Consider the following 13,635-nt stretch of genomic DNA (forward strand, 5'->3'; position numbering starts at 1 on the left):
TGAACGCTTTCACGAATCCCGCGACAGCAAAAGGGACCAAAGGCCCCGTGGGGCCTGGGAGGTCTGTGCTGGAGGGGGTTCGGGCTATCAAGGGAGCTTGTCGCGGTATGTCCCGCTGCGACGTGTCCCGATCGCCATGTAGAGGTTCGCAAACCTCGGGCTCGGATACAACCCCCTTCGGCTGGAAATTTTTGATTCTTCGGTGTCGCCTAGCTCACAGCCCGTACTTCTATGGGGTGAAGGGGGCTTGTGCGTTCGAGAAGAAGGGCAACGGGCCCTTCTGGTCACACAATCACACGCAGTGCCCGCCGAACGCCTGTGAAACTGACGCGACTCCTGTCTCCAAGGTGGTCCCCGTCGACCTGAAACGGGGCCGGTTCCTGTGAAACCAAGGTGAAGTGTCGGACGTCGTGGTAGGAGACGAGGTGCTTGCCCGTAGGGCCGGACGGCCCTGTGCGGCCTTCCGAAGTCGTGTGCGAACGCAGAATCTGACGCACCGTTCGAGCCGTGCCGAACGCGGTCATTCGAGTGATGCCGAAGATGTCCAGGTCGGTGTCGAAGGACGCGGAGGGGGAGGGGAACACCGGTCGGCTGCCCAGGAAGGTCCAGGGCGAGGTGTTGCTGACTATGGCCAGGACGAGGCCCGGGACGGGTTCCCGGCCGTTGATTTCCAGGCTGATGGGGCCGTTGCGGCGATGATCACGCTCGGTGACGAAGTGCCGGAGCGCCTGGCTCACGTAGAGCGCGTGGGTGGACTTCTTCCCGGCCCGCCGCTGGGCCTCCACCCGGCCCACCACGCCGGCGTCGAAGCCCAGGCCCGCGGTGAAGGTGAACCAGCGGTCGGGGAGGCCCTCGGACATCGCCTTGCCCAGGCTGACCGCGCGCTCGCGGCGGTGCTCCAGGGCGTCCAGCAGGGCGCCGGTGGCCTCGACCGGGTCGTTCGGCAGGCCGAGGGTGCGGGCGAAGACGTTGGTCGAGCCGCCCGGGACGACGGCCAGCCGGGGCACCCGATCGGAGGGGCCGTGCGCGAGCAGCCCGTTGACGATCTCGTTGACCGTGCCGTCGCCGCCCAGCGAGACCACCAGGTCGAAGCCGCGCTCGGCGGCCCCCTCGGCCAGGTCGCGGGCGTGGCCCCGGTACTCCGTGTGGGCCACCTCCAGGCGGAGATCGCTGCGCAGGGCGTGGATCAGCACGTCGCGGGTGCGTCCACTGGTGGTGGTCGCCTTCGGGTTCACGACCAGGAGAGCGCGCATGGCGCTCAGCCTACGGGTCGGGGTGCGAACCGCTGCGGCTACCCTGCTGGAGTGACCACCGATTCCATGACCACCAGCCCCGCCCGGCCCACCGCGCTCGTCGTCGGCGCCGCGATCACCGCGCTGGAGGGTGCGGCGCTGGCTGGCTGGGGCCTCTACGACGTGATCGCCGGGTTCTTCTGGGACTCCCCGGCGCTGGGCCGCAGCGAGTTCGGCGGGGTGATCCTGCTGCTGCTGGGCCTGCAGCCGCTGCTGGCCGGGCGGGCCCTGCTGCGGCTGCGCCGCTGGGGTCGCACGCCGGCCGTGCTGACCAACTCGATCTGCCTGCCGGTCGCCTACTACATGTGGCAGAACGGCGGCGCGATGCAGGTGCTCGGCGTGGTGATCGGCGTCGTCGGCCTGATCGGCATCGGCGCGCTGCTCAACCCGAAGGTGACGGCGGTGCTCTACGCGCAGCAGAGCACCGCCGAGGGGTCCTGACGGAGGACGGGCCCCGAGGGTCCGTCACTCCTCGACGAGGAGCTTCTCCCGGAGCTGGGCCAGGGTGCGGGCCAGCAGCCGGGAGACGTGCATCTGGGAGATGCCGACCTCGGCCGCGATCTGGGACTGCGTCATGTTCCGGAAGAACCGCAGCACCAGGATCTTCTGCTCCCGGGGCGGGAGTTGGGCCAGCAGCGGCTTGAGCGACTCGCGGTACTCGACTCCCTCCAGCGCCTCGTCGGTGGCGCCCAGGGTGTCGGCCACCGCGGGGGACTCGTCGTCGCTGTCCGGCACGTCGAGGGAGAGGGTGGAGTAGGCGTTGGCCGACTCCAGGCCCTCCAGCACGTCCTCCTCGGAGATGCCGAGGTGCTCGGCCAGCTCGTGCACCGTGGGGGAGCGGCCGTGCCGCTGGGAGAGCTCGCTGGTCGCCGTGGTGAGCGAGAGTCTGAGCTCCTGGAGGCGGCGCGGGACGCGGACCGCCCAGCCCTTGTCCCGGAAGTGGCGCTTGATCTCGCCGACGATGGTCGGGGTCGCGTAGGTGGAGAACTCCACCCCGCGCTCGTGGTCGAAGCGGTCCACCGACTTGATCAGACCGATGGTGGCGACCTGGGTCAGGTCGTCCAGCGGCTCGCCGCGGTTGCGGAAGCGGCGGGCCAGGTGCTCGACCAGCGGGATGTGCATCCGGACCAGCTGGTTGCGCAGCTCGACCCGCTCGGGCGAACCCTCCGGCAGCTCCGCCAGCCGGACGAAGAGCGCCCGCGCGGCCTCGCGGTCCGGCGCGCCGGAGCGGTGCGCCTGGGCCGGGACGGCTCCGGCGACCGGCGGGCGCACCGGCGAGGCGGGCGGCTGGTCGTTCGTCGGGTCTGTCGGCTGGGTCATCCGATGGTTGTCCTTCGGGTGCACGTCGGCGGGGTCGGATCGGGCAGGGGGCGGGGCGGCGGCGCTCGGCTGGGCCGGCACGGTCACCTCTGCGGTGGCGGCCGGGCCCGGGCCCATGCCTGTGCGGTCGAGATCACTCACGGCGGTCACCCGTTCCGTTCCGGGAGCACTTCACTGAGGGTCGTACCGCGCTGCGGTACGGGGAGCCGTACGCGCGGCCCGGCCGCGCGCACGGCTTCGCGAGTGGACTCACACCGCGACCGGTGCTCCGCCGCGCTTCTTGTGCAGGCTGATGCTCACGGTGTTGTCCGCGCCGACCGTGGACTCCACCTCACCGGCCAGTGCGGAGAGCACCGTCCAGGCGAAGGTGTCCCGCTCGGGGGCCCGGCCGTCGGTGGTCGGGGCCGCCACGGTGACCCGGAGCGAGTCACCGACCAGGCGGAACTCGCAGCTCAGCACGGAGCCCGGGACAGCCTGCTGGAGCAGGATGGCGCAGGCTTCGTCCACCGCGATCCGGAGGTCCTCGATCTCGTCGAGGGTGAAGTCCAAACGGGCCGCGAGACCGGCCGTCGCCGTTCGCAGCACCGAGAGGTACGCCCCCGCCGCGGGCAGCCGGACTTCGACGAAGTCCTTCACTCCGGGATCGCCGTCGATCTGGGACACCCTCACCTCCTGGGTGACGCGCGGTGCTTGCGGCCGGGAGGCCGCGGCACTTCCTGTTGCTCGGTTCAACTGCTCAGCCCCAACTGTGAAGAGGGGTGGTGCGGTACGTACCGGTCATACCCATACGGGAGAGGTCGGAACGCCGCGCATCCGCCCGAGACGTTACCGCGCCGGACCGACGCTTGTCGCGATCCCCGACGTCAGTCACGGGAACGGGCGAAGGAGTTCGAACTGCCGTGGCAGGCACGGGGCTCCGCTACTCGGCGCCGAGGGCGGCCAGCGCGTCGCCGCTGAGCCGGTGCACGGTCCACTCGTCCATGCCCACCGCGCCCAGCGAGGTGTAGAAGCCGATGGCCGGCTCGTTCCAGTCCAGCACGGTCCACTCCAGGCGGGAGTAGCCGTTGCGCACGCAGATCCGGGCCAGCTCGGTGAGCAGGGCCTTGCCGTGGCCGCCGCCGCGGGCGGTGGGGCGGACGTAGAGGTCCTCCAGGTAGACCCCGTGGGTGCCGCGCCAGGTGGAGAAGTTCCGGAACCAGAGGGCGAAGCCGACCGCCTCGCCGCCGTCCTCCTCGGCGATCAGGCCGAAGACGGCGGGGTTCGCGCCGAACAGCGACTCGCGCAGCTGCTCCTCGGTGGCCACGGCCTCGTCGGGGGCCTTCTCGTACTCCGCCAGTTCGCGGATCAGGTCGAGGATCAGGGGGACGTCGGACGGCGTTGCTTCGCGGATCATACGGCGAGCCTACTCGGGCGGCCGGGGATCGCGGCTGTGGGTTTCCCGTGGCCGGACGCGCCGGTGCCCCGGCCGTTCCGTCGGGAACGACCGGGGCACCGGTGGTGGAGCGTCAGGCCTTCTTGGTCTCCCAGAAGATGCTGTCGATCTCCGCGATCAGGTCCAGCAGGGCCTGGCCGGTGGCCGGGTCGGTGGACGCCTTGGCGGCCGAGGCCGCCTTGCCCGCGTTGTTGAACAGCTCGTGCAGCTGCGGGTACTTCTCGAAGTGCGGGGCCTTGAAGTAGTCGGTGTGCAGCACCGAGAGGTGGTGCTTGACCAGCTCGGCCCGCTCCTCCTTGATGACGATGGCGCGGGCCCGGAAGACCGCGTCCTCGTTGGCCTGGTACTTCTCCTGGGTGGCCTTGACCGACTCGGCCTCGATCCGGGCCTGGGCCGGGTCGTACACGCCGCAGGGCAGGTCGCAGTGGGCGTGCGCGGTGACGCGCGAAGTGAACAGACGCATTGGGGAGTCCCTTCTGAAATCGTCTTCCCGCGCCAGAGATTACCCTTCGGTCCTGGGTTTGGCCGGACGGAGGGTGCATGACGGACCGACAGCAGCGCGACGGGCTACTGCCGTTCGGGGTGGCGCTGGTCGCCGGGCCCTCGATGCGTCCCACCCTTCGGGACGGCGACCGGGTGCTGGTCCGGTACGGCGCGGCGCTCCGCCCCGGGCGGGTCGCACTCTTCGAACATCCCCGGCACCCGGGCCTGCTGGTGCTCAAACGGGCCGTGGAGCGGCGCCCGGAGGGCTGGTGGATGGTCTCCGACAACCCCTTCGTGGAGACCGACAGCCGTCAGTACGGAGCGGTGCCCGAGGAGTTGATCCTCGGTCAGGTGCTCTGCCGGCTGGGGTGGCCGCGCCGCCAGGGCCCGGCTCAGCCCGCCGCGGCCGCCTGACGGGCCTCCTCGCGCTTGCGGGCGCGGTAGGCGGCCACGTTGGCCCGGGTGGCGCAGCGGTCGGAGCAGTAGCGCCGGGAGCGGTTGGTGGAGGTGTCCAGGTAGGAGTTGCGGCACGGCGCGGCCTGGCAGATGCCGAGCCGGTCGGCGCCCAGCTCGGTGAGGTGGATGGCCAGGCCCATGCAGGCCACCGCGGTGAAGTTGGCGGCGGCGGTCGGCGCGTTGTCGGCCAGGTGCAGGTGCCAGCGCGGGCGGCCGGCGTCGTCCAGGTAGTCGTGGCCGGAGACCAGCGGGCTGACGGGGTACTCCACCAGCAGGCTGTTCAGCAGGTCCACCCCGCGCACCTCGTCGCCCTCGGCCGCGGCCTCGAAGACCCCGCGCAGCCTGGTCCGCACCGCGCGCAGCCGCGGCAGGTCGCTCTCGTCCGCCAGCCGGGCCGCCTGCGAGGAGGGGCCGAACAGCGAGCGCACGGCCTCGACCGAGGTCAGCGAGTCGGTGCCCCGGTCGGGCTCCTCGCTGTTCACCAGGCGAACGGCGAAGTTGGCGTACGCGGCGAGCTCCACGGTTGGTCCTTCCAGGGCCGGTAACGGGTGAGCTGCTCCTAGGGTATTACCTCGGTGAACGGAAAGGGGAGCCCCGGTGAGCCGGAAGGGCTCACCGGGGCTCCCCGGGGGCGCGCCGCGTCAGAGCACGCGGGACAGGAAGGCGCGGGTGCGCTCGTGCTGCGGGTTGGTCAGCACCTCGCGCGGGTGGCCGGACTCGACCACCACGCCGCCGTCCATGAAGACCAGCGCGTCGCCGACCTCGCGGGCGAAGCCCATCTCGTGGGTGACCACGATCATGGTCATCCCGTCCCGGGCCAGCTGGCGCATGACGTCGAGGACGTCGCCGACCAGCTCCGGGTCGAGCGCCGAGGTGGGCTCGTCGAAGAGCATCAGCTTGGGCTCCATGGCCAGGGCCCGGGCGATCGCCACCCGCTGCTGCTGGCCGCCGGAGAGCTGGGAGGGGTAGTTGCCGGCCTTGTCGGCCAGGCCGACCCGGGCCAGCAGCTCCAGGCCCTGGGTCCTCGCCTCGGCCTTGCTCCGGTTCTTCACCTGGACCGGCGCCTCGATCACGTTCTCCAGCGCGGTCATGTGCGGGAAGAGGTTGAAGCGCTGGAACACCATGCCGATGTCCCGCCGCTGGAGGGCGACCTCACTGTCCTTCAGCTCGTAGAGCTTGTCGCCCTTCTGCCGGTAACCGACCAGCTTGCCGTCCACCCAGAGGCGCCCGGCGTTGATCTGCTCCAGGTGGTTGATGCACCGCAGGAAGGTGGACTTGCCGGAGCCGGACGGACCGACCAGGCAGAACACCTCGCCCTGCTTGACCTCGAGGTCGATGCCCTTGAGCACCTCGACCGGGCCGTAGGACTTGCGCACGCCCTCGGCGCGGACCAGCGGCTGGTCCGTGGCGGGCTTGTCGAAGGAGGTCATCGGGCACGCCCCAGGGAGGTCAGGTTGGCCTTGATCTTCTGCAGCGGGGTGGCCGGCAGGTTGCGGGAGGAGCCCTTGGCGTAGTGCCGCTCCAGGTAGTACTGGCCGATGCTGAACACCGTGGTGAGCACCAGGTACCAGAAGGAGACGACGAAGAGCAGCTCCATCACCGCGAGGTTGTTGGTGTAGACGTCCTTCGCCTTGGTCATCAGCTCGGGGTAGGTCACCACGTACGCCAGCGAGGAGGTCTTCAGCATGTTGATGAACTCGTTGCCGCTGGGCGGCACGATCACCCGCATGGCCTGCGGCAGCACGACCCGGTACATGGTCTTCACCCGGGACATGCCGAGCGCGTGGGCGGCCTCGGTCTGCCCCTCGTCGACCGACTGGATGCCGGCCCGGACGATCTCCGCCATGTAGGCGCCCTCGTTGATGCCGAGGCCCAGCAGGGCTGCGACGAACGGGGTGATCACCGTGTTGGTGTCCTGGCCGAACATGGTCGGGAAGATCAGGGCGAGGTTCCACCAGAGCAGCAGCTGGACCAGCACCGGCGTGCCGCGGAACAGCCAGATGTAGCCCCAGGCCACGGTCGAGGTGACCGGGTTGTGGGAGAGCCGCATGACCGCGGCGAGCACGCCGAGCAGCAGGCCGAGGGCCATCGAGCAGACGCTGATCAGCAGCGTGTGCCAGGCACCCAGGAGGGTGTCCGACTTGAACAGGTACTCACCGGTGGTGGACCAGGTGATGTTGCCCTGGGAGAAGGCGTAGACGAGCCAGGCGAGCAGGGCGATCACCACGACGGCGGAGATCCAGCGGCCGTAGTGCCGGACCGGGATCGCCTTGATCACGTGGTGCGCCGGGACCGTGCCCGGCTCGGAGGAGGGGGTACTCATGCGGAGGGCCTCTCGGGCGTGGCGAGGGGGTGGAACGGAGCCGGGCCCGCGCTGTGGTGCGGGCCCGGGCTGACGACGGGTCAGGAACCGCCGTTGACCGTCACGGAGTCCACCGCGCCGAGCTTCACGTTGTACTTGTCGAGGATCTTGGCGTACTCGCCGTTGGCGATCAGCGCTTCCAGGCCGGCCTTGACGGCGTCGCGGAGCTGGGCGTTCTCCTTGGAGACGCCGATGCCGTACAGGCCCGGGTCGATCTGCTCGCCGACCACCTCGAAGTCCTTGCCGCCGCCCGAGGTCTGCGCGTTGTACGCGGCCACCGGGTAGTCGTTCAGGTCGGCCACCGCGGCGCCGGACTTCAGCTTGAGCAGGGCCTCACCGTCGTGCTCGTAGCCCTGGATGGTGATCTCGGCCTTGCCCGCCGCCTTGCACTTGTCGGACTGCGCCTTGGCGGTGTCCTCGTTGACGGTGGCCTTCTGCAGCGCCACGGTCTGGCCGCAGAGGTCCTCCAGGGTCTTGATGCCCTTCGGGTTGCCCTTCTGGACCAGGATCGAGGTGCCGGCCTTGAAGTAGTCGACGAAGTCGACGCCCTTGCCCTGGCGCTCCTTGTTGTCGGTCATCGCCGACATGATCAGGTCGATCCGCTTGGTGGAGAGCGAGGTGATCAGGGTGTCGAAACCGGCGTCCTGGATCTGGAACTTGACGCCCAGCTGCTTGGCCAGCGCGTCGGCCAGGTCCGGGTCGATACCGGTGATCTTGCCACCGTCCTTGAACTCCACCGGCGCGTACGCGACCTCGGAGCCGACCTTGACGACACCGGCCTTCTGGATGTCGGCCGGGAGCTTCGAGTACAGCGGGGCCGAGGAGCCGGCCGCCGAGGTGTCGTCCTTCTTGTCGTCGCCGCAGGCGGTGAGCACCAGCGAGGCGGTCGCGATCAGGGCACCGGCGGCGAGGAGGCGGGTGCGCGGGTTACGGACGGTCATGGGGGGAGTCTCCTCCTGTGGGAGAGGCTGGGCGGAGCGCGCCGCGCTGGCGGCGTACACGGGGGGCCGGGGCTGTCGCCACCCTCCGCCGAGGTGGGCTGTAGCGATCCGAGTTGGTGGGAATCCTGCCACCAGGCATTCGGTAACGGACCACTATTCAGATCAAAATCGGATAACGAGGGGTCAGAGCGTCCGCTATCCGGACGAATACCGTGTCCCTGTCACTCCGTGTATAAGTATGCGGACCGAAGGGCTCCGGAGGGTCAGAACCCGCCGTTGACCACGGCGTTCTGTGCCGCGCCCGCGGAGACGTTCCACTTGGCGAGGATCTTGTCGTACTCGCCGCCGCGGATCACCCGGTCGAGCGCCTTCACCAGCGCGTCGCGCAGCGCGGTGTCGCCCTTGGTCAGCGCGATCCCGTACGGGCCGGGCTGGATCTGGGCGCTGGCCACCTCGAAGGTCCTGCCGCCGTCCTGCTGCTGGGCCACGTAGGCGGCCACCGGGAAGTCGTTCAGGTCGGCCACCGCGCGGCCGGCCTTCACCTCGGCCAGCGCCTGGTCGTCGGTGTCGAAGAGCTTGACCGTGAGGGGCTTCCCCGCCTTGGTGCAGGCGGTGGTCTGCCGGGCGATGATCGCGTCCTGGGTGGTGCCGCGCTGGAGCGCGACGGGGTGGCCGCAGAGGTCGTCGATGGACTTGACGCCCTTCGGGTTGCCCTTCTTCACCAGGATCGAGGTCCCGGCGATGAAGTAGTCGACGAAGTCCACTCCCGGATTCACCTGGGTGCCGTTGTCGTCGGTGCCCTCGCGGCGCTGGCGGTTGTCGCTCAGCGCGGACATCACGACGTCGTACTGCTTCGCGTGCAGGCCGGGGATGAGCTTGTCGAAGGGGGTGTCGACGAACTCCACCCGCAGGCCCAGCTGCTTGCCGATCGCCTCGGCGATCTCCGGGTCGAGGCCGGCGGCCTGGCCGTTGGCGTCCTTGAACTCCACCGGGGCGTAGTTGAGGTCGGAGCCGACCTTGAGCACGCCGGCCTCGCGGACGGCGGCCGGGAGCATCGAGCGCGGGTCCTCGGACGGGGCCTTCGGCGTCGATCCGGCGCCGCAGCCGGTCAGCAGGAGCGATCCTGCGGTCAACGCGGTGGCGGCGCGGGCGACATGACGGGATATGGGGGAACTGTGCTGCATGGGGGTACTGCTCCTCCTGTGGGAGAGGTCGTGCGGGTCCGGAGTGGGCCGGAGTCCGGAGTCTTCCATCCCGCCCTGCCGGGGCGGGTCTCGGATGTGTCAGAATCGGGTATCGGGTGACCCCCGATCAGAACCCCAGGCCGCCGGGTCGCGACAGACCCGGGGCGCGCAGAACCGGAAGTCGGGTACGCAGACTCCGGATTCGAGGCGCCAGCTCCCCTCCGTGTCTGGTGTTCACCTCCTGCGGGTGTGCGTGCACGATCACCAGGGTCCGAGCAGGGCCGCCGGTACTTCCGAAACCGACGGTCGTCAACTGCCCGACCTGGGGATGACGGGCACGTGAAAAGGACAAAAAGGCATAGGTGCGATGCCTCCGTCCGGCCTAGGCTCGTGGTCCGGTACCCACCGGAACCGGCCAGGGCAGACCGGCAGTACAACCGCAGAGACACCCATAAAACCCTCATTCGAGGGCGCGGCCCGACGGCAGCGCCCCGACCCCTCGTCCGGGTCCGTTTCGGCGGCCCGGGTTTTTCGGCATCCCGTCCGGGACGCCCCGAGCGGGTCCCGGCCCGTCGGTGTGCGCGCTCTCGCTGATCAAATGACGAAGAGGTCATCGTGGCAGCGGAGATCATCCACACCAGCACTGAGACCGACGACCCGGTCGACGCCGTTTTCGCGCTCCACCGGGGCGGCAAGATGGAGGTCCGGGCGACGGTTCCGGTGCGCGATGCGGACGACCTGTCCCTCGCCTACACCCCCGGTGTCGCCAAGGTCTGCACGGCCATCGCCGAGCAGCCCGAGCTGGTCAACGACTACACCTGGAAGTCCAACGTGGTCGCCGTCGTGACCGACGGCACCGCCGTGCTCGGCCTGGGCGACATCGGCCCGGAGGCCTCGCTGCCCGTGATGGAGGGCAAGGCCATCCTGTTCAAGCAGTTCGGCGGCGTGGACGCGGTGCCGATCGCGCTCGCCTGCACCGAGGTCGACGAGATCGTCGAGACCGTGGTGCGGCTCGCCCCGTCCTTCGGCGGCGTCAACCTGGAGGACATCTCCGCCCCGCGCTGCTTCGAGATCGAGAGCCGGCTCCAGGAGGCCCTGGACATCCCGATCTTCCACGACGACCAGCACGGCACCGCGATCGTCACCACCGCCGCGCTCTGGAACGCCGCCAAGGTGACGGGCCGTGAGATCGGCTCGCTGCGCGCTGTCATCTCCGGCGCGGGCGCGGCCGGCATCGCCATCGCCAAGATGCTGCTGGCCGCCGGGATCGGCGACGTCGCGGTCTGCGACCGCAAGGGCGTGGTGTACGACGGCCGGGGCGACCTGACCGACGTCAAGGCCGAGATCGCCGCCCTCAGCAACCGGTCCGGGCTCCGGGGCTCGCTGGCCGACGCGCTGGCCGGCGCCGACGTCTTCATCGGCGTCTCCGGCGGCACCGTCCCCGAGGACGTCGTCGCCACCATGGCCGAGGGCTGCTTCGTCTTCGCGATGGCCAACCCGAACCCGGAGATCCACCCCGAGGTCGCCCACCGCTACGCGGCCGTGGTCGCCACCGGGCGCTCGGACTTCCCGAACCAGATCAACAACGTGCTGGCCTTCCCCGGCATCTTCGCCGGCGCGCTCCAGGTCCGGGCCACCCGGATCACCGAGGGCATGAAGCTGGCCGCCGCCGAGGCGCTGGCCGCCGTGGTCGCCGACGAGCTGACCCCGCAGCGGGTCATCCCCTCGCCGTTCGACCCCCGGGTCGCGCCGGCGGTCACCAAGGCGGTGGCCGAGGCCGCCCGCCGCGAGGGCGTCGCGCGGATCTGACGCACTGTTCGACACCACGGGACACGGGTGTGCTGACGGGTTGGTTACCGTCGTCACACCCGTGTCCCGTTCCGGTTAGCAGTGGTTCACCGCTAGTGTCCGGTCCATGTTCGCCGCCTACGCAGCCCGCATCGACGCCGACGACCCGCTCAGCGCACTGGAGTTGGGCGAGCTCCCGGAGCCGCAGGCCCGGCCCGGCTGGAGCGTGGTGACGGTCAAGGCCGCCACCCTCAACCACCACGACCTCTGGTCGCTGCGCGGGGTGGGCCTGCCCGCCGAGCGGCTGCCGATGATCCTCGGCTGCGACGCCGCCGGGATCGACGAGCACGGCAACGAGGTGGTCATCCACTCCGTGATCGGCCAGAGCGGCCACGGCGTCGGCCCGGACGAGCCGCGCACCATCCTCACCGAGAAGTACCAGGGCACCTTCGCCCAGCGGGTCGCCGTGCCGACCTGGAACCTGCTGCCCAAGCCCGCCGAGCTCTCCTTCGCCGAGGCGGCCTGCCTGCCCACCGCCTGGCTCACGGCCTACCGGATGCTCTTCACCAAGGCCGCCGCCAAGCCCGGCCAGACCGTCCTGGTGCAGGGCGCCGGCGGCGGCGTGGCCACCGCGCTGATCGTGCTGGCCAAGGCGGCCGGCCTGCGGGTCTGGGTGACCGGCCGGGACGAGGCCAAGCGGGCCCGGGCGGTCGAGCTCGGCGCCGACGCCGCCTTCGAGAGCGGCGCCCGGCTCCCCGAGCGGGTGGACGCGGTGATGGAGACGGTCGGGGCCGCCACCTGGTCCCACTCCGTCAAGTCGCTGAAGCCGGGCGGCTCGATCGTCATCTCCGGCTCCACCTCGGGCCCCAGCCCGAAGGCCGCCGAGCTGAACCGGATCTTCTTCCTGGAGCTCAACGTCCTGGGCTCCACCATGGGCACCAAGGAGGAGCTGGCGGCGCTGCTCGCGCTCTGTGCCACCTCCGGGGTGCGGCCGGTGATCGACACCGTGCTGCCGCTCACCGAGGCCCGGGACGCCTTCGCCCGGCTCGCCAAGGGCGAGGTCTTCGGCAAGCTGGTCCTCGAACCCTGACGCCCGGCTGCCCGCAGGGCCGAGCATCGCGCTCCGCGCCCGGAGGCCCGCCAGGGCCGACAGGGGCGCGGGGAACTGCGCGCAGGGGAACGCGACGACCCGTGTGCCGGGTACGGACACTCACGTGCAAGTGGCTCTCCGTACCCGGCACACGGGTCTGCTTCTTCCGTCTCGCGCAGTTCCTCGCGCCCCTGACCGCCCTCCGGGCGCCCTGACCGCCCTCCGGGCGGTCAGCCGCGGGGGCGGCGCAGCCGTTCGGCGGCGGCCGCCAGGGTGGTTTGGGCGTCGGCGAGGCCGGCCCGGGTGACGCCGTGGTCGCGGGCGGCGTCGCGGACCTGGTCGCGGAAGCGGTCCAGCAGGCGCTCCAGCTCGCGGGCCGGATCGCCGGCCGGGTCGGTGACCGCCCAGCCGGGCAGGTCGGCGGGCTTCTCGGTGGTTCGCTCCGTGCTCCGGTCCTTGTCGAAGTCGACCCGGGAGACCTTGATGTCCTCGGCGACCGAGGTGGCGCCCCACTTGGCGGCGTCGGCCAGGCCGGAGAGCGAGCGGGTGATCTCGGACAGGCCCTCGGCCAGGCCGGTGGACCAGTCACCGCGCGAGGCGGCCTCCTTGACGTGCTGCTCGACCCGGCGCTTGATCCGCAGCGCCTCCTGCTGGGCGGCCGTCCGGGAGGCCTTGGCCTCCTCGCGCAGCCGGCGGGCCTCCGCCTCGGCGGCCTTGGCCTGCTGCTTGGCGGCCCGCTCCTGCTCCTTGGCGCGCTTGGCCTGCTCCTTGGCCTCGGCCTTGAACTGGGCGAACTCCTGCTTGGCGCGCTGCCAGGACTCCTTCTCGCCCCAGGGCCCGGCCCACGGGTCGGTGCGGGGGCCGTCCTCGCCGGCCTCCCCTTCGGAACCCGCGGACTTCGGCGCGCCCTTGGCCGCGCCCCAGATCTCCTCGCGCAGGTCCTTGGCGGTGTCCCGGACGTCCTCGCGGATCGCCCCGGCCAGCTGGGCCACCGAGTCCCGGATCTCCACCTCCAGCTCGGCCAGCTCGGCCTGACGGGCCGCCAGCTCGGTGCGTCCGGCCTCGGTCAGCCGGTACACCTTGCGGCCGCCCTCGGTGCTCTGGGTGACCAGGCCCTCCTGCTCCAGCTTGGCCAGCCGGGGGTAGACGGTGCCGGCCGAGGGCGCGTACAGGCCCTGGAAGCGCTCCTCCAGCAGGCGGATCACCTCGTAGCCGTGGCGCGGGGACTCGTCCAGCAGCTTGAGCAGGTACAGGCGCAGACGGCCGTGGCCGAAGACGGGGGTCATG

Annotated in this window: 15 protein-coding genes; 4 read left to right on the forward strand and 11 right to left on the reverse strand. The window is 70.8% G+C overall.

Annotated elements, in window-relative coordinates:
- Positions 1-284: 284 nt before the first annotated feature.
- Positions 285-1,253 carry a diacylglycerol/lipid kinase family protein gene (locus ABD946_RS36585; protein ID WP_345290020.1) on the reverse strand — a complete coding sequence of 323 codons (969 nt, stop codon included), beginning with the start codon at positions 1,251-1,253 and terminating at the stop codon, positions 285-287.
- 51 nt (positions 1,254-1,304) lie between these two features.
- Between ABD946_RS36585 and ABD946_RS36590 the strand changes: the two genes are divergently transcribed.
- Positions 1,305-1,733 (forward strand): hypothetical protein, encoded by a 429-nt coding sequence (locus ABD946_RS36590; RefSeq protein ID WP_345290021.1) that lies wholly within the window; start codon positions 1,305-1,307, stop codon positions 1,731-1,733.
- A gap of 24 nt (positions 1,734-1,757) precedes the next feature.
- On the opposite strand, the gene ABD946_RS36595 is transcribed toward ABD946_RS36590, so the two are convergent.
- The 4 genes from ABD946_RS36595 to sodN form a co-directional block, all read right to left on the reverse strand.
- On the reverse strand, positions 1,758-2,612 hold the full coding sequence (locus tag ABD946_RS36595) for an RNA polymerase sigma factor SigF (protein ID WP_345290022.1): 855 nt from the start codon (positions 2,610-2,612) through the stop codon (positions 1,758-1,760).
- 249 nt (positions 2,613-2,861) lie between these two features.
- Entirely contained in the window at positions 2,862-3,275 is a 414-nt protein-coding gene (locus tag ABD946_RS36600; protein ID WP_345290023.1) for an ATP-binding protein, read from the reverse strand.
- Positions 3,276-3,531: 256 nt separating this feature from the next.
- Positions 3,532-4,005, reverse strand: coding sequence for a GNAT family N-acetyltransferase (locus ABD946_RS36605; RefSeq protein ID WP_345290025.1), 474 nt, complete (start codon positions 4,003-4,005; stop codon positions 3,532-3,534).
- Positions 4,006-4,117: 112 nt separating this feature from the next.
- Entirely contained in the window at positions 4,118-4,507 is a 390-nt protein-coding gene (gene sodN, locus ABD946_RS36610) for a superoxide dismutase, Ni (RefSeq protein ID WP_345290026.1), read from the reverse strand.
- A 77-nt stretch (positions 4,508-4,584) separates the two neighbouring features.
- On the opposite strand from sodN, the gene sodX reads away from it, so the two are divergent.
- Positions 4,585-4,941 carry a nickel-type superoxide dismutase maturation protease gene (sodX, locus tag ABD946_RS36615; protein WP_345290027.1) on the forward strand — a complete coding sequence of 119 codons (357 nt, stop codon included), beginning with the start codon at positions 4,585-4,587 and terminating at the stop codon, positions 4,939-4,941.
- Here the strand turns inward: sodX and ABD946_RS36620 are convergent.
- The 5 genes from ABD946_RS36620 to ABD946_RS36640 all read right to left on the reverse strand — a co-directional run bounded on the left by ABD946_RS36620 (position 4,920) and on the right by ABD946_RS36640 (position 9,470).
- Positions 4,920-5,504, reverse strand: a complete 585-nt coding sequence (locus tag ABD946_RS36620; protein WP_345290029.1) for a CGNR zinc finger domain-containing protein — start codon at positions 5,502-5,504, stop codon at positions 4,920-4,922. The two genes, sodX and ABD946_RS36620, sit on opposite strands and share 22 nt — an antisense overlap.
- A 120-nt stretch (positions 5,505-5,624) precedes the next feature.
- Positions 5,625-6,413: an amino acid ABC transporter ATP-binding protein gene (locus tag ABD946_RS36625; protein WP_345290030.1), complete on the reverse strand. Its 789-nt coding sequence runs from the start codon at positions 6,411-6,413 to the stop codon at positions 5,625-5,627.
- Entirely contained in the window at positions 6,410-7,306 is an 897-nt protein-coding gene (locus ABD946_RS36630; RefSeq protein WP_345290032.1) for an amino acid ABC transporter permease, read from the reverse strand. The genes ABD946_RS36625 and ABD946_RS36630 overlap by 4 nt, the downstream gene beginning before the upstream one ends.
- Positions 7,307-7,386: 80 nt before the next feature.
- Positions 7,387-8,286, reverse strand: coding sequence for an ABC transporter substrate-binding protein (locus tag ABD946_RS36635; RefSeq protein ID WP_345290033.1), 900 nt, complete (start codon positions 8,284-8,286; stop codon positions 7,387-7,389).
- 263 nt (positions 8,287-8,549) lie between these two features.
- The gene (locus ABD946_RS36640) at positions 8,550-9,470 is read right to left on the reverse strand and encodes an ABC transporter substrate-binding protein (protein ID WP_345280474.1); all 921 of its coding nucleotides are present in this window, start codon (positions 9,468-9,470) and stop codon (positions 8,550-8,552) included.
- A gap of 615 nt (positions 9,471-10,085) precedes the next feature.
- On the opposite strand from ABD946_RS36640, the gene ABD946_RS36645 reads away from it, so the two are divergent.
- Positions 10,086-11,279, forward strand: a complete 1,194-nt coding sequence (locus ABD946_RS36645; protein WP_345290034.1) for an NAD(P)-dependent malic enzyme — start codon at positions 10,086-10,088, stop codon at positions 11,277-11,279.
- A gap of 106 nt (positions 11,280-11,385) precedes the next feature.
- On the forward strand, positions 11,386-12,348 hold the full coding sequence (locus ABD946_RS36650) for a zinc-binding dehydrogenase (RefSeq protein WP_345290036.1): 963 nt from the start codon (positions 11,386-11,388) through the stop codon (positions 12,346-12,348).
- A gap of 230 nt (positions 12,349-12,578) precedes the next feature.
- Here the strand turns inward: ABD946_RS36650 and ABD946_RS36655 are convergent, their stop codons facing one another.
- On the reverse strand, positions 12,579-13,634 hold the full coding sequence (locus ABD946_RS36655; RefSeq protein ID WP_345290037.1) for a PadR family transcriptional regulator: 1,056 nt from the start codon (positions 13,632-13,634) through the stop codon (positions 12,579-12,581).
- Position 13,635: the final 1 nt, after the last annotated feature.

It is taken from the genome of Kitasatospora albolonga, assembly GCF_039535905.1.
Taxonomy (GTDB): domain Bacteria; phylum Actinomycetota; class Actinomycetes; order Streptomycetales; family Streptomycetaceae; genus Kitasatospora; species Kitasatospora albolonga.

Coding starts and splice junctions, on each gene's coding strand:
- ABD946_RS36640 (WP_345280474.1), bottom strand. CDS start 9,470: ATGCAGCACAGTTCCCCCATATCCCGTCATGTCGCCCGCGCCGCCACC.
- ABD946_RS36650 (WP_345290036.1), top strand. CDS start 11,386: ATGTTCGCCGCCTACGCAGCCCGCATCGACGCCGACGACCCGCTCAGC.
- ABD946_RS36635 (WP_345290033.1), bottom strand. CDS start 8,286: ATGACCGTCCGTAACCCGCGCACCCGCCTCCTCGCCGCCGGTGCCCTG.
- sodN (WP_345290026.1), bottom strand. CDS start 4,507: ATGCGTCTGTTCACTTCGCGCGTCACCGCGCACGCCCACTGCGACCTG.
- sodX (WP_345290027.1), top strand. CDS start 4,585: ATGACGGACCGACAGCAGCGCGACGGGCTACTGCCGTTCGGGGTGGCG.
- ABD946_RS36595 (WP_345290022.1), bottom strand. CDS start 2,612: ATGACCCAGCCGACAGACCCGACGAACGACCAGCCGCCCGCCTCGCCG.
- ABD946_RS36625 (WP_345290030.1), bottom strand. CDS start 6,413: ATGACCTCCTTCGACAAGCCCGCCACGGACCAGCCGCTGGTCCGCGCC.
- ABD946_RS36655 (WP_345290037.1), bottom strand. CDS start 13,634: ATGACCCCCGTCTTCGGCCACGGCCGTCTGCGCCTGTACCTGCTCAAG.
- ABD946_RS36605 (WP_345290025.1), bottom strand. CDS start 4,005: ATGATCCGCGAAGCAACGCCGTCCGACGTCCCCCTGATCCTCGACCTG.
- ABD946_RS36585 (WP_345290020.1), bottom strand. CDS start 1,253: ATGCGCGCTCTCCTGGTCGTGAACCCGAAGGCGACCACCACCAGTGGA.
- ABD946_RS36630 (WP_345290032.1), bottom strand. CDS start 7,306: ATGAGTACCCCCTCCTCCGAGCCGGGCACGGTCCCGGCGCACCACGTG.